The organism is Pollutimonas harenae (assembly GCF_004153685.1).
GTDB lineage: Bacteria > Pseudomonadota > Gammaproteobacteria > Burkholderiales > Burkholderiaceae_B > Pusillimonas_C > Pusillimonas_C harenae.
The window spans coordinates 1,155,036-1,171,126 of sequence record NZ_SDQD01000001.1 but is presented as its reverse complement, the minus strand read 5'-3'; the positions used below and the strand labels follow the sequence as shown (position 1 = coordinate 1,171,126).

At 58.7% G+C, this 16,091-nt stretch carries 15 protein-coding genes; 12 read left to right on the top strand and 3 right to left on the bottom strand.

Annotated features, from left to right (window positions below):
* Window positions 1-21: 21 nt before the first annotated feature.
* Entirely contained in the window at window positions 22-1,638 is a 1,617-nt protein-coding gene (gene ilvA / locus ERD84_RS05565) for a threonine ammonia-lyase, biosynthetic (RefSeq protein ID WP_371743148.1), read from the bottom strand.
* Here ilvA and ERD84_RS05560 point away from each other — a divergent pair.
* Both ERD84_RS05560 and ERD84_RS05555 read left to right on the top strand, forming a co-directional pair.
* Window positions 1,637-2,176: a YqaA family protein gene (locus ERD84_RS05560; RefSeq protein WP_130038601.1), complete on the top strand. Its 540-nt coding sequence runs from the start codon at window positions 1,637-1,639 to the stop codon at window positions 2,174-2,176. The genes ilvA and ERD84_RS05560 overlap by 2 nt on opposite strands.
* A gap of 77 nt (window positions 2,177-2,253) precedes the next feature.
* Window positions 2,254-6,192, top strand: coding sequence for a DUF3683 domain-containing protein (locus ERD84_RS05555; protein WP_130038600.1), 3,939 nt, complete (start codon window positions 2,254-2,256; stop codon window positions 6,190-6,192).
* Window positions 6,193-6,601: 409 nt separating this feature from the next.
* Here the strand turns inward: ERD84_RS05555 and ERD84_RS05550 are convergent, their stop codons facing one another.
* Window positions 6,602-7,153 (bottom strand): adenine phosphoribosyltransferase, encoded by a 552-nt coding sequence (locus ERD84_RS05550; protein ID WP_130038599.1) that lies wholly within the window; start codon window positions 7,151-7,153, stop codon window positions 6,602-6,604.
* A gap of 211 nt (window positions 7,154-7,364) precedes the next feature.
* On the opposite strand from ERD84_RS05550, the gene ERD84_RS05545 reads away from it, so the two are divergent.
* The 10 genes from ERD84_RS05545 to ERD84_RS05500 all read left to right on the top strand — a co-directional run bounded on the left by ERD84_RS05545 (window position 7,365) and on the right by ERD84_RS05500 (window position 15,147).
* Window positions 7,365-8,354, top strand: coding sequence for a KpsF/GutQ family sugar-phosphate isomerase (locus tag ERD84_RS05545; RefSeq protein ID WP_130038598.1), 990 nt, complete (start codon window positions 7,365-7,367; stop codon window positions 8,352-8,354).
* Entirely contained in the window at window positions 8,351-8,956 is a 606-nt protein-coding gene (locus ERD84_RS05540; protein WP_371743149.1) for a KdsC family phosphatase, read from the top strand. Before ERD84_RS05545 ends, ERD84_RS05540 begins: the two co-directional genes overlap by 4 nt.
* Window positions 8,953-9,576: an LPS export ABC transporter periplasmic protein LptC gene (lptC, locus tag ERD84_RS05535; RefSeq protein ID WP_130038596.1), complete on the top strand. Its 624-nt coding sequence runs from the start codon at window positions 8,953-8,955 to the stop codon at window positions 9,574-9,576. Before ERD84_RS05540 ends, lptC begins: the two co-directional genes overlap by 4 nt.
* A complete protein-coding gene (lptA, locus tag ERD84_RS05530; protein WP_130038595.1) occupies window positions 9,573-10,205 on the top strand; it encodes a lipopolysaccharide transport periplasmic protein LptA in 633 nt (210 codons plus the stop codon). The genes lptC and lptA overlap by 4 nt, the downstream gene beginning before the upstream one ends.
* Window positions 10,206-10,247: 42 nt before the next feature.
* The gene (gene lptB / locus ERD84_RS05525; protein WP_130038594.1) at window positions 10,248-11,042 is read left to right on the top strand and encodes an LPS export ABC transporter ATP-binding protein; all 795 of its coding nucleotides are present in this window, start codon (window positions 10,248-10,250) and stop codon (window positions 11,040-11,042) included.
* A gap of 226 nt (window positions 11,043-11,268) precedes the next feature.
* A complete protein-coding gene (gene hpf / locus ERD84_RS05520) occupies window positions 11,269-11,598 on the top strand; it encodes a ribosome hibernation-promoting factor, HPF/YfiA family (RefSeq protein ID WP_130038593.1) in 330 nt (109 codons plus the stop codon).
* 151 nt (window positions 11,599-11,749) lie between these two features.
* On the top strand, window positions 11,750-12,205 hold the full coding sequence (locus ERD84_RS05515; RefSeq protein ID WP_167667267.1) for a PTS sugar transporter subunit IIA: 456 nt from the start codon (window positions 11,750-11,752) through the stop codon (window positions 12,203-12,205).
* A gap of 9 nt (window positions 12,206-12,214) precedes the next feature.
* Window positions 12,215-13,144: an HPr(Ser) kinase/phosphatase gene (gene hprK, locus ERD84_RS05510; protein ID WP_130038591.1), complete on the top strand. Its 930-nt coding sequence runs from the start codon at window positions 12,215-12,217 to the stop codon at window positions 13,142-13,144.
* Window positions 13,145-13,216: 72 nt separating this feature from the next.
* Window positions 13,217-14,089 carry an RNase adapter RapZ gene (gene rapZ, locus ERD84_RS05505; protein WP_130038590.1) on the top strand — a complete coding sequence of 291 codons (873 nt, stop codon included), beginning with the start codon at window positions 13,217-13,219 and terminating at the stop codon, window positions 14,087-14,089.
* Complete coding sequence (locus ERD84_RS05500) at window positions 14,086-15,147, top strand: septal ring lytic transglycosylase RlpA family protein (RefSeq protein WP_167667265.1); 1,062 nt, start codon at window positions 14,086-14,088, stop codon at window positions 15,145-15,147. Before rapZ ends, ERD84_RS05500 begins: the two co-directional genes overlap by 4 nt.
* Here the strand turns inward: ERD84_RS05500 and rsmI are convergent.
* On the bottom strand, window positions 15,139-16,071 hold the full coding sequence (gene rsmI / locus ERD84_RS05495) for a 16S rRNA (cytidine(1402)-2'-O)-methyltransferase (protein ID WP_130038589.1): 933 nt from the start codon (window positions 16,069-16,071) through the stop codon (window positions 15,139-15,141). The two genes, ERD84_RS05500 and rsmI, sit on opposite strands and share 9 nt — an antisense overlap.
* Between the last annotated feature and the right edge of the window lie 20 nt (window positions 16,072-16,091).

Below are 16,091 nucleotides of genomic sequence, written 5' to 3'. Positions count from 1 at the left end.
CGTTTTTTTGTTTGAAAAGCGCTAGAGGAAGAGCCGGTAGGCGGGATTGTCACTTTCATTCCAGTGCGGATAGCCCAACCCATCCAGAAATGCCTTGAATGTTTTTTTATCGGCGGGCGGCACCTGTATGCCTACCAGAATGCGGCCATAGTCGTCACCCTGATTACGGTAATGGAACAGGCTGATGTTCCAGTCGGGGCTCATGGCGCCCAGAAACTTCATCAAGGCCCCCGGCCTTTCAGGAAACTCGAAGCGAAACAACAGCTCATGTTCGGCCAGATTGGAGTGACCACCCACCATATAGCGCAAATGCGTCTTGGCCATTTCGTTGCCGGTCAGGTCGAGCGTGGCAAAGCCCTTCTTGCGAAAAGCATTGGCCAGCTTTTCGATCTCGGCCTCGGCGCTGATCTGCAAACCGACGAAAACGTGGGCTTGTTCGGCATCGGAAATACGATAATTGAACTCTGTTACGCTGCGGCTGCCCACCGCCTCGCACAGACGCAGGAAGCTGCCCCGCTTTTCCGGTATGGACAAGGCAAACAGTGCTTCGCGCGCCTCGCCCACATCGGCACGCTCGGCCACAAAGCGCAAGCGATCGAAATTCATGTTGGCGCCACTGGCAATGGCCACCAGGTGTTTGTCTTTCCATTTGTTCTGCATGGCATAGCGCTTGGCGCCGGCCAGGGCCAGGGCACCGGCCGGCTCGAGCACGCTGCGGGTATCCTGGAAGACATCCTTGATCGCGGCGGCGATGGCATCGGTATCGACCAACACAAAGTCGTCAACGTATTGGCGCACCAGCTTGAAATTTTCGAGGCCCACCTGCTTGACTGCAGTGCCATCCGAGAACAGGCCCACATCATTCAGGGTTATACGCCGCCCCGCCTGCACACTGCGCGCCATGGCTGCGGAATCGACCGTCTGCACACCTATTACCTTGATTTCAGGACGCAGTTGCTTGATATAGGCCGCCACGCCGGCGATCAGACCGCCGCCGCCTATGGAAATGAACACAGCATCGATGGGGCCAGGGCGCTGGCGCAGGATCTCCATACCTATGGTGCCTTGACCAGCGATCACATCTGGATCGTCAAAGGGATGGACAAAGGTGAGCTTTTCCTTTTTTTCGAGCTCCCTGGCATGCTCGTAGGCTTCGGTAAAGCTTTCGCCCTCTAGCACAACCTCACCGCCCAGCGCACGTACCGCATCGACCTTGACCTGGGGCGAAGTGACCGGCATGACGATGACTGCGCGGCAGTCAAGCTTGCGGGCCGACAAAGCCACCCCCTGAGCGTGATTGCCCGCTGACGCGGCGATCACGCCGCGCTTGAGGTCGGCGCTGCTGAGATTGGCCATCTTGTTATAGGCGCCACGCAGTTTGAAGCTGAAAACAGCCTGAGTATCTTCGCGCTTGAGGTAAACCTTGTTGTGTATGCGTGCCGAAACCTGGGGAGCGAACTCCAGGGGTGATTCAACGGCGACGTCGTAAACCTTGGATGTAAGAATGCGCTTTAGATAGTCTGTTGACATGATGCGGAGAGGGGAGAGGTGGGTTGCCGAACGGCTGAAAAAAGCTAGTAAAAATGCAGAAACAGAATAACATAGCGCAACTTCAGCATTAACGGACTCAGGCAGTATGGAAGCATGGTTGCAAGCATCGGTGCATTGGCTACTCCTTACCCTGGCGTTGCCCAAGGTGGGGCTAAGTACCATTTTCCTGATCAGCCTGCTGTCAGCCACCTTGCTACCGCTGGGTTCCGAACCTGCGGTATTCGGCTATCTCAAGCTGGCACCCGACATGTTCTGGCCCGCCATACTGGTTGCCACGCTGGGCAACACCACGGGCGGGGCCATCAGCTATGTCATGGGGCTGGGTGCCGAGAAAGCCTACGAGCACTGGAAACACAAACGCGCCCACGAGGAAGGAAGTTCCGATGCGCCACGTAGCAAAACGGGTGGGCGCTGGCATGACTATGTTAGCTACTGGCTGCACCGAATGGGGCCTCCCGCATTGCTGTTTTCGTGGCTGCCTGTGGTCGGTGATCCCTTGTGCGCAGTCGCCGGATGGCTGCGCTTATCGTTCTGGCCGTGTATGTTCTATATGGCTGTCGGAAAGTTCTTGCGCTACCTGACCATGACGGCTGCCTTGCTATGGATATTTCCTGACACCCACTAGCTTCACAGCTGCCACACAAGATAAACCCAGCGTTATCCCTTACACTAATGCTTTAAGGGCCCTCCTTTTTATCTGCCATGAACGCCCCTGTAGCCAGTCACCTGCTTGCCACCCAGGCACCTGCCACCACATCGCGCCTGCGCGAAATCCCATACAACTACACCTCATACGCCGACCGCGAGATTGTTGTCCGACTGCTCGGCGACGAAGCCTGGCAGCTGCTGTCCGAGCTGCGCGGCGAACGCCGCACCGGGCGATCGGCGCGCATGCTGTTCGAAGTATTGGGCGATATCTGGGTGGTAAAGCGCAACCCCTATTTGCATGACGACCTGCTCGACAACCCCAAGCGCCAGCATCTGCTGGTGCACGCCCTGAAGCACCGGCTGGGCGAAATCGACAAGCGTCGCGATACCGACGTTGCCGAACGTGATACCAAGGTTGCACGTCTGCTGGGCGCGGCCCAGTCCGCTGTCGCCGCCTTCGAGCACGAGTTCATCACTACCCGCGAACTACGCAAAAAAGTTCTGAAGCGCCTGGGACGCATTACCCACAAAAACAATATCAAGTTCGATGGCCTGTCGCGCGTGTCGCACGTGACCGATGCCACAGACTGGCGCGTCGAATACCCCTTCGTGGTACTGACGCCCGACAACGAAAGTGAAATTGCCGCACTGGTACAAGGCTGCATAGAGCTGGACCTGACTATTATTCCGCGCGGCGGCGGCACCGGTTATACAGGCGGCGCCATTCCACTGAGCGCGCAATCGGCCGTCATCAATACCGAAAAGCTGGATACGCTGGGCGCCGTCGAAGTCACCCAGCTTCCCGGCGTGGCCGAGCCTGTACACACCGTGCTGACAGGCGCAGGGGTTGTAACCCGACGCGTAGCCGAAGCCGCCGAAGCGGCCGGCCAGGTATTTGCGGTTGACCCTACCTCTGCCGACGCATCCTGTGTGGGCGGCAACGTCGCCATGAATGCCGGCGGCAAAAAGGCCGTTTTGTGGGGCACTGCGCTCGACAACCTGGCCTGGTGGCGCATGGTCGACCCCGACGGCAACTGGCTGGAAGTCACCCGGCTGGAGCACAATCTGGGCAAAATACACGATGTCCAGCAAGCCAGCTTCGAACTCAAATGGTTCGACGGCAAGGCCGCACCGGGCGCCGTGTTGCTGCGCAGCGAAACCCTGGTCATCGAAGGTGCACGCTTTCGCAAGGCGGGCCTGGGCAAAGACGTGACCGACAAATTCCTGTCCGGTCTGCCCGGAGTCCAGAAGGAAGGCTGCGACGGCCTGATCACCTCGGCCCGCTGGGTTTTGCATCGTATTCCTGCCCATACGCGCACCGTCTGTATGGAGTTCTTCGGCCAGGCACGTAATGCCGTGCCATCCATCGTCGAGGTCAAGAACTACCTCGACGGAGCGGGGCGCCAGCAGGGCGCCATCCTGGCAGGCCTGGAGCATCTGGACGAGCGCTATCTGCGCGCCGTCGGCTATGCCACCAAAAGCAAGCGCGGCGGCCTGCCCAAGATGGTGCTTATTGGCGATATCGTCGGCGACGATCCCGACGCAGTGGCACTGGCCGCCAGCGAAGTCGTGCGCATTGCCAATACCCGCCACGGCGAAGGCTTTGTGGCCGTCAGTGCCGAGGCCCGCAAACGCTTCTGGCTCGACCGCTCACGCACCGCCGCCATTGCCCGCCACACCAACGCCTTCAAAATCAACGAAGACGTGGTCATCCCGCTCAATCGCATGGGCGAATACACCGACGCCATCGAGCGCATCAACATAGAGCTATCCACGCGCAACAAGCTAAAGCTGCTGGACGCGCTGGAACGCTTCTTGCAAGGTGATCTGCCCATAGGTAAAACCGAAGACCACGACGACGCCGAGCATACCCGCGAAGAGATACTGGCCGAACGCACCCACGACGCCGCGCTATGCCTGCAAGCTGTGCGCACACGCTGGCACTGGTTGCTCAACAATCTCGACATGCCACTGGCCCAGGGTTTGCAAGCCCTGTCGTCCCTCGGTTTGCAAGACCTGGAAACCGCCCTCTCCGAGCGCCTGGCACAGCAGCCTGAAGCCACCATCTTCGACGTAGTCCAGGATCACACCATCCGCATATCCTGGAAGACCGAAGTCCGCTCGCAGATGGAGCGCTATTTCGCAGGCGCCGACTGCGCCGCCGTGCTGGCAGAAATCCAGGCCACACACGACCGCATACTGAAAAGCCGTGTTTTCGTGGCCCTGCACATGCATGCCGGCGACGGCAATGTACACACCAACATCCCCGTCAACTCCGACGACTACGAGATGCTGCGCGAGGCCAACGAAACCGTTGCCCGCATCATGCAGATCGCTCGCAACCTTGATGGTGTGATTTCAGGTGAGCACGGCATAGGGCTGACTAAATACGAATTCCTGACGCAAGAAGAGCTCGCCCCCTTCCAGGACTACAAGCAGCGAGTCGACCCGACCGGGCGCTTCAACGCCGGCAAACTCCTGCCCGGCGCCGATCTGCGCCACGCCTGGACACCCAGTTTCAACCTGTTGGGTCATGAATCCCTGATCATGCAGCGCAGCGAAATCGGCTCGATCTCCAACGCCATCAAAGACTGCTTGCGCTGTGGCAAGTGCAAGCCGGTATGCGCCACCCACGTACCGCGCGCCAACTTGCTGTACTCGCCCCGCAATAAAATCCTGGCTACCTCCTTGCTCATCGAAGCATTTCTATACGAAGAGCAGACCCGGCGCGGCGTCAGCCTGAAGCACTGGGAAGAATTTGAAGATGTCGCCGACCACTGCACGGTATGCCACAAGTGCTACAACCCCTGTCCGGTAGATATCGACTTTGGTGATGTCTCGATGGAAATGCGCTCGCTGCTGCGTCGCATGGGTAAAAAATCCTTCAACCCCGGCACCACCGCCGCCATGTTCTTTCTGAACGCCAAAGACCCGCGCGTCATCAAGGCCACCCGCAAGGCCATGATAGACGTGGGCTACAAGGCACAGCGGATGGCGCACGATGTTCTGACGGCTCCGTCGCACAAACAGACTGACCAGCCTCCCGCCACCGTAGGCAAGGCGCCCATACGCGAACAGGTGATTCACTTCATCAACAAGAAAATGCCGGGTGGGCTACCCAAGCAAACCGCGCGCAAGCTGCTCGATATCGAAGACCCTGACTACGTGCCCATCATCCGCAACCCGGCCGCTACATCGGCCGACACGGAAGCGGTGTTCTACTTTCCTGGCTGCGGCTCCGAGCGCCTGTTCTCACAGGTAGGGCTGGCCACCCAGGCCATGCTGTGGCACGCCGGCGTGCAAACCGTGCTGCCACCCGGCTACCTGTGCTGCGGATATCCACAGCGCGGTAACGGCATGACCGACAAGGCCGAGAAAATCATCACCGACAACCGCGTGCTGTTCCATCGCATGGCCACCACCCTGAACTACCTCGACATCAAAACCGTGGTGGTCAGCTGCGGCACCTGCTACGACCAGTTGGCTGGCTACGAATTCGAAAAAATATTCCCCGGCTGTCGCCTGATCGACATCCACGAGTATCTGCTTGAGAAAGGCATACAGCTTGAGGGTGTGCAAGGCGTGCGCTACATGTACCACGACCCCTGCCATACGCCCATGAAGCTGCAGGACCCCATGAAAACGGTCAAGTCACTGGTGGGCGATACAACCATCAAGACAGACCGTTGTTGCGGCGAGTCGGGTACGCTGGCCGTGTCGCGCCCCGACATCTCCACCCAGGTCCGCTTCCGCAAGTCTGAAGAGCTCGTCAAGAACACGGCCACGATACGTGCCGACGGCTATACCGGCGAGGTCAAGATGCTCACATCCTGTCCCTCATGTCTGCAAGGCCTGTCCCGCTACGAAGGCGAAACCGGCATGGACGCCGACTACATCGTGGTCGAAATGGCTCGCCATATTCTGGGCGAAAGCTGGATGCAGGACTACGTTCGTGACGCCAACGCCGGCGGCATAGAACGCGTTCTGGTTTAACTAAAGCAAGGTGCAGCCGGCAGCAACATTGCCGGCAGCGCTGGGCTGGCAATCCCAGCGTCTTTCGGCCAGGCGGTGCGGGCTCGTCAAATATTAGGCCCGTTGTGATCCATGCATATTGTCTGGTGTGGCAAGGGGGGTGGGCCGGCGGTCAGGCGTGCGCCGCCTGCTTCCGAAGGGAGGCCGGGGGTATTCGTCGGCCGCTGTCTGAGTGAGCGCAGCGAGCGAGTTCGGCCGACGCCCGGCTGGACGAGGAAGAGGCGGAAACAAGCACGCCGTGCCGGTCCACCCCCCCTTGCCACACCAGACAACGTGTACGGAGGGGTCTCACGGGGATATAAACGGCCTATGGTGGGTGGCACCATCAAGCAGGAACGCGTGCGTGGATGGCGATCAGCGTACCGTGAGATCAGGCATCGCCCGCATCAAAACTGCACACCGTATAAATATCAAGCCCCGTCTCCTTCATGGCTGCAGAGCCACCCAGATAAGGCAGATCGATAATCGCCGCGGCCTCAATAACATTGGCACCCAAGCGCTGCAACAACTTGGACGCCGCCAACATGGTACCGCCCGTCGCAATCAGATCATCGATCAGCAACACCCGCTGACCCGGCCGCACAGAATCAGTATGCATTTCGACCGAAGCATTCCCGTACTCCAGCGAATACTCCTCAGCCACCGTCCGGAAAGGCAGCTTGCCCTTCTTGCGCACCGGCACAAAACCCAGATTCAACTCATAGGCCAGCACAGACCCCAGGATAAAACCGCGAGCATCAACACCCGCCACCAAATCAAGCCTGTGCCGCATATAGCGGTAAACGAATAAATCAATCAGTACCCGAAATGAACGCGGATCTTGCAGTACCGGAGTGATATCGCGGAAAGTGACACCGGGTTTGGGCCAGTCGGGAACGCTACGTATCGTGTTGCGTACATAAACGGCGGGATCAATGTGCATGTAAAACGCCAAAACAGGAGAATTCGGGAGCGAAGCACGGCGGCATGCCCTGCGGCCCAGCCCACCCCAGGTTTGGGCGTGGTGACATCAGAGAGTTTACAAGATTGCAGCCACTATCGACAGAGCCAACCGGCTGGTGCAAACAATTCACGAATCAAACACAATTCTGCAACAATGTGGCATGCAGCCTCTGTGCGTTTAAAATCAACAAATGAATACAACACCCTCGACTGCCGACCATAGCCCCCTGGCTTCGGCCCATCGCACCTTCGCCACAGAAATCCAGGCGTTGCAGGCGCTTGATGCGCGCCTGAACGGCAGCTTCCAGAAAGCGGTGAGCATGCTGCTCGCCTGCCAGGGCCGAATCGTAGTCACAGGCATAGGCAAATCGGGGCACATTGCCCGCAAAATCGCGGCTACGCTCGCATCAACCGGCACCCCCGCCTTCTTCATGCATGGCGCAGAAGCCATACACGGCGACCTGGGCATGCTGACCGGTCACGATATCGTGCTGGCCCTCTCTTATTCAGGCACGGCAGCTGAACTTATCACCGTCCTGTCGGTCGTTAAAAGAATGGGAGCCCAACTCATTTCCATGACTGGCAATCCGCAGTCTGAGCTTGCGCTCAGCGCCGACCTGCATCTGGACGCACACGTTGAACACGAAGCCTGCCCGCTGAACCTGGCCCCCACCGCCAGCACAACGGCGGCGTTGGTTCTGGGCGATGCCCTGGCGGTAGCCTGTCTTGAGGCTCGTGGCTTCAGCCGCGAAGACTTTGCGCGCTCGCACCCTGGCGGCGCACTGGGCCGACGCCTGCTGACCTTCGTGCACGACATCATGCGCCGCGGCGATGCTTTGCCCATCGTCCAGGCCAACACACCGGTTGCCGAAGCGCTGATCGAAATGTCATCCAAAGGCATGGGCATGGCCATCGTGCTCGACGACAACCACAAACCCGTGGGCATATTCACCGACGGCGACTTGCGCCGCCTGATTGCCCGCCACGGCGACATCCGCCCCCTGAGTGTCGCCCAGGGCATGAGCCGCAATCCAAAAACCATAGAGCCAGACGCGCTGGCTGTCGAAGCCGCAACCCAAATGGATGCCGGGCGACTGAACCAGATGCTCGTAGTGGACGATAGCGGGCTATTATTAGGCGCTTTACACATGCACGACCTGCTGGCTGCAAAAGTGATCTGATCATGAACCTACCTCATCTGCCCCATCCCGCCGAGGCTCTGATTCTGGCAAAAGTCGCTCCCGCCGTCATAGAGCGGGCCAAACAACTGCGCTTGATGGCCTTCGATGTCGACGGCATCCTTACAGACGGAAGCCTGTGGTATGGCGAACAGGGTGAACTCATCAAACGCTTCAATGCACTCGATGGCCATGGTCTGCGCCTGATGGGCGAAAGCGGTATTGCTGTGGCCTTGGTAACCGGCCGCTCAGGGCCCATCATAGACCGCCGCGCAGCTGAACTGGGTATCGCCCTGGTACGCCAGGGCGTGCGCGACAAAGCCCGGGTCATTGCCGAACTGGCGCAAGAGCAGGGTTGCTCGCTCGCTGAAACTGGCTATATGGGCGACGATATCATCGACCTGGTCGCACTCCAACGAGTGGGTTTTGCCGCCAGCGTACCCAATGCACCGCCTTACGTCGCACAAGTCGCCCACTGGGTTTCAACGCGGCCCGGTGGCTCCGGTGCGGTACGCGAATGTTGCGACCTGATCCTGGCCGCACAAGGTCAGCTCAGCGCCTTTTTCAATCCGGGCGCCACACGCATGAGCGGCGTCATACAATGAGAGAACGAGCCCCCGCGCTGGTCGCTTTGCTGCTGCTTGTGGTCCTGGTCATAGGCACATGGTGGGCCGCCGAGTTTGCCCAACGCGCCATCCCTATCGATCCACCGCGCCGGGTCACCCACGAGCCTGACTCCTGGGCACGTAATTTCGTCATGGTACGCACAGACCCGCAAGGGGTGGCGAACAACCGCCTTGAGGGCGAGACCATGAAGCATTATCCTGATGACGACTCCTATGAAATCACTCAGGCTAAAGCCATCGGGCAAAGGCCCGACTCACCCATTACCATAGGCACGTCCGATATCGCCATCATGGATCAGGACGGCGCCCGCATCATCATGAAGGGCAACGCCCATGTACATCGCCAGCCCGGCCCCGACCGCTCGGCCATCGATGTAAGCAGCGAGCAACTGACCCTGCTGCCCGACGAAGACGTGGTATTTACCGACTTACCCGCCCTGGTCGTCAACGGGCGCTCGACCATGCATGGCAAGGGCATGCGTTACGATAACAGCACTCGGCAGTTGCAGGTGTTTTCCGCAACAGATGTCAAGATTTCAGGCCAGGATTCCCTGCCCAAGCAATCCGAAAAATCCGACACCACAGAAGAAAAACCATGACATTACAACGCCCCCGCTCTAGCGTCGCATGGCTGCTGACCGTAGCCATGGCTTGCATGACCCTGCCCACCCTGGCGCAAACATCGCAGTCCGGCGCACAAAACGCCGCTGCGCCAACCAGCGGCGAGCAACCTGCCGCAGAACCCGACACGCTGATTCTGTCCGACACGCTCGATTACGACGACGTTAAGAAAGAAAGTGTTTTTACCGGCAATGTCATCATGACGCGTGGCCCCATGACGCTGCATTCCGATAAGCTCACCATGCGGGAAGACGCCGAAGGCTTTCAATACGGCACGGCCACCGTCGAAAAAGGCAAGCTGGTTCGCATACGCCAGGAAAAGCCCGAGGGGTTTGAAGTCATCAAAGCCGAAGGCCTGCGCGCCGAGTACAACGGCAAGACCGAAGAACTTGAAATGATTGGCCAGGCCGTGATCACCCGCTACGTCTGTGGCAAGCCATTTGACAGCATCCGCGGCGAACGCGTCATCTACAAGCAAAAGTCCGACACCTACCAAGCCTTTGGCGGCCCCAATTCAGCCGCTGCCGGCGGACGCGTACGCTCACTGGCAAAACCGCGTGCCAGCTCCGAGAAAGCCGCCGCAGAATGCAAGCAGAAATCCCAATAGCCATCCACCAGCCCGCCGACCCTGGCCGAATCCATTCTTGATATGCACCCTGACCACACGTCCAAGCAAACTCCTACCCGCTCTCCCAATGCCGCACACGGGAGTTTGCACGCTACAGGCCTGCGTAAAACCTACGGCAAGCGTACCGTCGTGCACGACGTCTCCTTATCAGTCGACAGCGGCGAAGTCGTCGGCTTGCTCGGTCCCAACGGAGCGGGAAAAACCACCAGTTTCTATATGATCGTGGGCATCATCCCCACCGATACGGGCCGCATCGAAATTGACGGCACACCCATCACCAGCATGCCCATGCACAAGCGTGCGCGCCTGGGGCTTTCTTACCTGCCCCAAGACGCTTCGGTCTTTCGACGGCTGACCGTCGAAGAAAACATACGTGCCGTACTTGAATTGCAAGTAGACGAAAACGGGCGACAACTGAGTTCAGCCAAAATTGGCGAAAACCTGGAATCACTGATCGACGAACTGCAAATCGGGCACATACGGCGCAATACCGCCATATCGCTGTCGGGTGGCGAGCGCAGGCGGGTGGAAATCGCCAGGGCACTGGCTACACATCCGCGCTTCATCCTGCTGGACGAACCCTTTGCTGGGGTCGACCCCATTGCCGTCATCGAAATCCAGCGCATCGTACAGTTTCTGAAAAGCCGCAATATTGGCGTGCTGATCACCGACCACAACGTACGCGAAACCCTGGGCATTTGCGACCGCGCCTACATCATCAGCGAAGGCAAGGTACTGACCAATGGCCACCCCAGCGAAATCATCGACAACGAGGCCGTACGCAAGGTCTACCTGGGCAAGAACTTCAAAATGTAGTTGCCTTTGAAATCAGCACAAGCTGCTGATTTCAAAGATTTAAAACAAGGCGTCCGCAGCAAGCATTTAGTCCGTGCTTCATCAAAAACGTCAAAATTTGATCCAGCTCACTTGATTTACCCAGCACAATCTATACACTGAAATCATTACGAACTTATTAAGGAGGATTTTTTATTTAGCAAACCGCGCGCAAGCGCAATTCATTTTCTTGCAAGGAGAGCCCAATATGAACCTGAGCATCACTGGTCGTCATCTGGAAGTAACCCCAGCCATTCGTGAATACGTTATGAATAAAATGGCACGGGTATCTCGACATTTTGATAATGTTATCGACACACAGGTCATACTCTCGATAGACCGCCTCAAGCATACCGCCGAAGTCACCATGCGACTGCGTGGCAAAGACATCCACTGCGAGGCCGTCGACGAAAACCTCTACTCTGCCATTGACTTGCTGGCCGACAAAATCGACCGCCAGGTCATCAAGTACAAAACCAAAATGCAGAACCACGCTCACGAGCCGGTAAAGCGACAAGAACTACCCGCCACCGAGTAACTCCCCGCTGTTTCGCCATGCCTGCAGGGTTCAAGCCCTGCCCATATAATGCCTCTGGCGTACCGGTAACCGGCCTCAATTGCCTTGCGTGATTGAGGCCTTAGTTATGGCACTTGCATAGGCCGGTGCCAAAGCCCATATAATGATTGCTATGAATTTATTGTCGCGTATCTTGCCGCTGTCGAATGTTGTGCTTGATCTGGCTGCTACCAGCAAAAAGCGGGCGTTCGAACAGGCCGGCCTGCTCTTCGAGAACCACCACGGCATTGCCCGCACCGCTGTCTTTCAAAGCCTGATAGCTCGCGAACGCCTCGGTTCGACGGCACTCGGCCACCATGTGGCCGTTCCACATGGCCGCATCAAAGACTTGAAAGAGCCCTGCGCCGCATTCATACGCTTGGCCGATCCGGTACGCTTCGACGCCTCCGACGGCCGCATGGCCAGCATGCTGTTCATTCTGCTGGTCCCTGAAACCGCCACCCAGCTGCACCTCGACCTGCTTGCAGAAATTGCCCGCCTGATGTCCGACCCCAGCTTGCGCCAGGCCCTCAACACAGAAACCGATCCGGCAGTCATACATCGGCTTCTGACCAGCTCGCCCGAATAAGAGAGAGCCATGCTGACTATCCAGGAACTCGTCAGTGATAACGCGGACAAAATTCCGTTCACCTGGGTAGCTGGCCTGAGCGCTGCGCACAGGCTTATTCCCGACCTGGGCATGTCCGGCGCCGACCTGGTGGGGCACCTGAACCTCATCCACTCGTCGCGTATTCAGGTGTTCGGCAAAGAAGAGCTTTCGTATTACACCCGCTTCGATGTCAAGCGGCGCATCCATCACCTCGAAGACCTGGTTGCAGGCGGCGTGCCCGCCATATTGCTGGCCGAAAACATGCAGGCCCCCGCCGACTTGAGCGAGTTCTGCAACAAACAGCAGATTCCCCTGCTGTCGACCACCATAGATGCCGCCCAGCTCATTGATTTGTTGCGTATTTACCTGGGCAAGCGGCTGGCCCCAAAAACCACAGCGCATGGGGTGTTCATGGACGTCCTGGGGCTGGGCGTACTGATCATGGGCGAATCCGGTCTGGGCAAAAGCGAACTGGCCCTTGAACTGATTTCACGCGGGCACGGCCTGGTTGCCGACGATGCCGTAGAACTCTCGCGTACAGCGCCCAACATCATCGAGGGCCAGTGCCCGTCGCTGTTGCAAAACCTGCTTGAAGTCCGGGGCCTGGGCCTGCTCGACATACGTACGATCTTTGGCGAAACGTCAGTGCGTCGCAAAATGAAGCTCAAACTGGTCGTCAAGCTGATACGCTCTTCGCCCGAAGCCTTTGAAAGGCTGCCGGTTCAGGATCAGACCGAAGACATCCTGGGTATTCCCATACGGCGTGTCATGCTGCAGGTTGCCGCGGGCCGCAACCTGGCCGTGCTGGTCGAGGCCGCCGTACGCAATACCATTCTTACCTTGCGGGGCATCGACACCATGGGCGAGTTCATCGAACGCCAGGCACTGGCCATTATGGAGAGTAGCCGTCAAGACTAGGATCTTTCAGCTCGCCACAACAGATCCTGGCCACAAAGTTTTTAGCAGTACATACTGCAGGACCCTTCAACCATGTTCAAAATAGTTCTGATCACAGGCATTTCAGGCTCCGGCAAATCTGTTGCCTTGCGCCTGCTCGAAGACGCAGGTTACACATGCGTCGACAACCTGCCTGTTCGATTTTTGCATGAGTTCATCGCCAGCACCCGTGAAAGTAAGCTCGAACGCGTCGCCGTAGCCATAGACGTTCGTTCGCCAGGCGAATTGGCCGAACTGCCCGATGTCATCACCGGCCTGCGCGCCATGGGCACGGCCTTCAGGGTTATTTTCCTGGATGCCAACGACCACACGCTCAAACAGCGCTACTCTGAATCAAGGCGCCGCCACCCACTCACTGATCGTCTGCAGCAAGGAGGGAAATCACCCTCATTGCAAGAATGCATAGATACCGAAAGAGAATTACTGGCGCCTCTGCGCGAACAAGAGCACGTGATCGACACGTCCGACCTGACCCCCGGCCAGCTGCGCGCATGGGTACGCGACCTGGTACAGGCCGACCGGGCTCCCGTCGTGCTGACCTTCGAGTCGTTTGCCTACAAGCGAGGCGTACCAGGCGATGCCGACCTGGTGTTCGATGTGCGCTGTCTGCCCAACCCCCACTACGACAGCACCTTGCGTCCCATGACGGGCCGCGATGCACCCGTGGCTGAATGGCTGGCGCAGTTCGGTAGCGTGGAGACCATGATTGAAGACATCGCCGGCTTTATCCGGCGCTGGCTGCCGCTTTATATGCAGGACACACGCAACTACCTGACTGTGGCCGTAGGCTGCACGGGCGGAAAACACCGATCGGTCTATGTCATAGAGCAACTGGCACAACGCTTTGCCGATCACTCTCCGCTGCTCGTGCGCCACCGTAACCAACCTCCCCCCGATCTCCCATGAGCAGTTTGCGCGCTGCCGTCACCATCGTGCTGAGCGCAGGGCTGCTGGTCCTGGCCGGCTGCGGGACCTCGGGTAGCGACAGTGGCAGTAGTGGAAAAGGCGGGGGCTATTACAAGGACGACGGCCCTGGCAGCAACATCCCCGCCAATATCGAAGCCATACCCAACGCCGTACCACGCATCGAAAAACATGCAAAGGCCAACTTCCGACCTTACGTGGTTTTCGGCAAACGCTACGTACCCGTCAGCGACGAAAAACCCTTCCGTCAGGAAGGCAAGGCGTCCTGGTATGGACGCAAGTTTCATGGCAAGAAAACAGCCAACGGCGAAACCTACGACATGTACGCCATGTCTGCCGCTCATCCCACACTGCCGCTACCCAGCTATGCGCGGGTAACGCGCGCCTCCTCAGGCAAATCGGTGATTGTGCGTATCAATGACCGCGGCCCCTTCCACAGTTCGCGCATCATAGACCTGTCATACGTGGCGGCGGCCAAGCTGGGCCTGATCGGCCCCGGCAGCGGCCAGGTCATCGTCGAGGCCATCACCAATCAGGACATACGCAGCAATAACGTTGAACAAGCCAAGCCCAAGCCCATCCCCAGCGCGCCCCCCGTGCAACCCAAGCCGGTATTAGTCACTCAGACCGAGGCTCCAGCGCCCGCGCTCCCGGCTACGCCGGACGCAATGGCCGCACTGCAGCACAATGATGGCCGGGGTCTGGACATCAGTCCACCCGACACCGACCCCGTCCACATACCCGGCACAGAAGCACGCGCCGCCGTCATCAGCAGCACAGCGTCCACAGCCGCCGCAACGCCCAGCGGCCAGATCTACCTGCAATTCGGCGCATTTTCAGCAGCACATACCGCTGAAAATCTGGCGCAAAAAATCAGTTCGCAAATTCAAAGCGTGGAAAGCCGGCCGGCAAAGGTGCAGGAATCAAAGCAGTTATATCGGGTCAGGGTCGGGCCCTATGCTTCGCGCACGGAAGCCGTGAACGCAGCAATGCGCATACAGCAGGAAACCGGGCGTCAGCCTGCCATTGCCTTAAACTGAGTCCTTGCGGGCCAGTGCCAGCGTGTACAAGACATCGCGCTGCAGGCCTGATACCTTGGCGGCCACGCGTGCGGCGTCACGAACCGACATGTTTTCCAGCAAAGCATCCAGCAGCACTATGATGGCCGGGTCCACATCGCTATCCACCGCCTGTTGCGCGGCCTCGTGCACGATCAGCACAAACTCGCCCTGGCTCCGGTGTGTATCTTGCGCCAGCCAGTCGGCCGCCTCATCCATCCGCAGGGTATGCACTTGCTCGAAACGCTTGGTCAGTTCGCGTGCGATCGTCAGCATGCGCTCAGGACCGCAAACCTGTGCCATATCCTTGATGGCAGCCGCCAGCCGGTGAGGCGACTCATACATAATGATGGGCGCCGGGACCGCACACCATTGCTTGAGCCATTTTTGCCGGGCACCGGCCTTGGGCGGCATGAAACCTGCAAATACAAAAGCGGGATTTTCGTCGGAGGTAACCCCGCTGGCCATCAGCGCGGCAATAACCGCACTGGCACCGGGTATGGGTATGACGGGGTAGCCAGCTTCTCGCACCGCCCGCACGATACGCGCGCCCGGGTCGCTCACCGCCGGCGCGCCAGCATCGGACACCAGCGCAACCCGTTGGCCAGCCGCCAGCCGCGTCACGATGGCCTGTGCAGCGGCGGCTTCATTATGGCGATGCGCGGCCACCATCGGCGTGGAAATGCCCCAGGCATCCATCAAGGCCCTGCTCGCACGGGTATCTTCGGCTGCGATCACATCACAGCGTGCCAGGGCTTGCCAGGCACGCAGGCTCAAGTCGCCCAGATTACCGATGGGCGTGGCGATCACATAAAGACTGGAGACAGGCCAATTCTGCCCTTCCACACGCTCGGTGAGACGTTTCCATGTCGCCTGGGAGTCTGAAAATTCGCGTATCTCGCTCATACTAGGACCTAAAAAACTTG

Coding starts and splice junctions, on each gene's coding strand:
- ERD84_RS05545 (WP_130038598.1), top strand. CDS start 7,365: ATGAATACAACACCCTCGACTGCCGACCATAGCCCCCTGGCTTCGGCC.
- lptA (WP_130038595.1), top strand. CDS start 9,573: ATGACATTACAACGCCCCCGCTCTAGCGTCGCATGGCTGCTGACCGTA.
- ERD84_RS05555 (WP_130038600.1), top strand. CDS start 2,254: ATGAACGCCCCTGTAGCCAGTCACCTGCTTGCCACCCAGGCACCTGCC.
- ERD84_RS05515 (WP_167667267.1), top strand. CDS start 11,750: ATGAATTTATTGTCGCGTATCTTGCCGCTGTCGAATGTTGTGCTTGAT.
- ERD84_RS05560 (WP_130038601.1), top strand. CDS start 1,637: ATGGAAGCATGGTTGCAAGCATCGGTGCATTGGCTACTCCTTACCCTG.
- lptC (WP_130038596.1), top strand. CDS start 8,953: ATGAGAGAACGAGCCCCCGCGCTGGTCGCTTTGCTGCTGCTTGTGGTC.
- ERD84_RS05550 (WP_130038599.1), bottom strand. CDS start 7,153: ATGCACATTGATCCCGCCGTTTATGTACGCAACACGATACGTAGCGTT.
- ERD84_RS05500 (WP_167667265.1), top strand. CDS start 14,086: ATGAGCAGTTTGCGCGCTGCCGTCACCATCGTGCTGAGCGCAGGGCTG.
- hprK (WP_130038591.1), top strand. CDS start 12,215: ATGCTGACTATCCAGGAACTCGTCAGTGATAACGCGGACAAAATTCCG.
- lptB (WP_130038594.1), top strand. CDS start 10,248: ATGCACCCTGACCACACGTCCAAGCAAACTCCTACCCGCTCTCCCAAT.
- rsmI (WP_130038589.1), bottom strand. CDS start 16,071: ATGAGCGAGATACGCGAATTTTCAGACTCCCAGGCGACATGGAAACGT.
- rapZ (WP_130038590.1), top strand. CDS start 13,217: ATGTTCAAAATAGTTCTGATCACAGGCATTTCAGGCTCCGGCAAATCT.
- hpf (WP_130038593.1), top strand. CDS start 11,269: ATGAACCTGAGCATCACTGGTCGTCATCTGGAAGTAACCCCAGCCATT.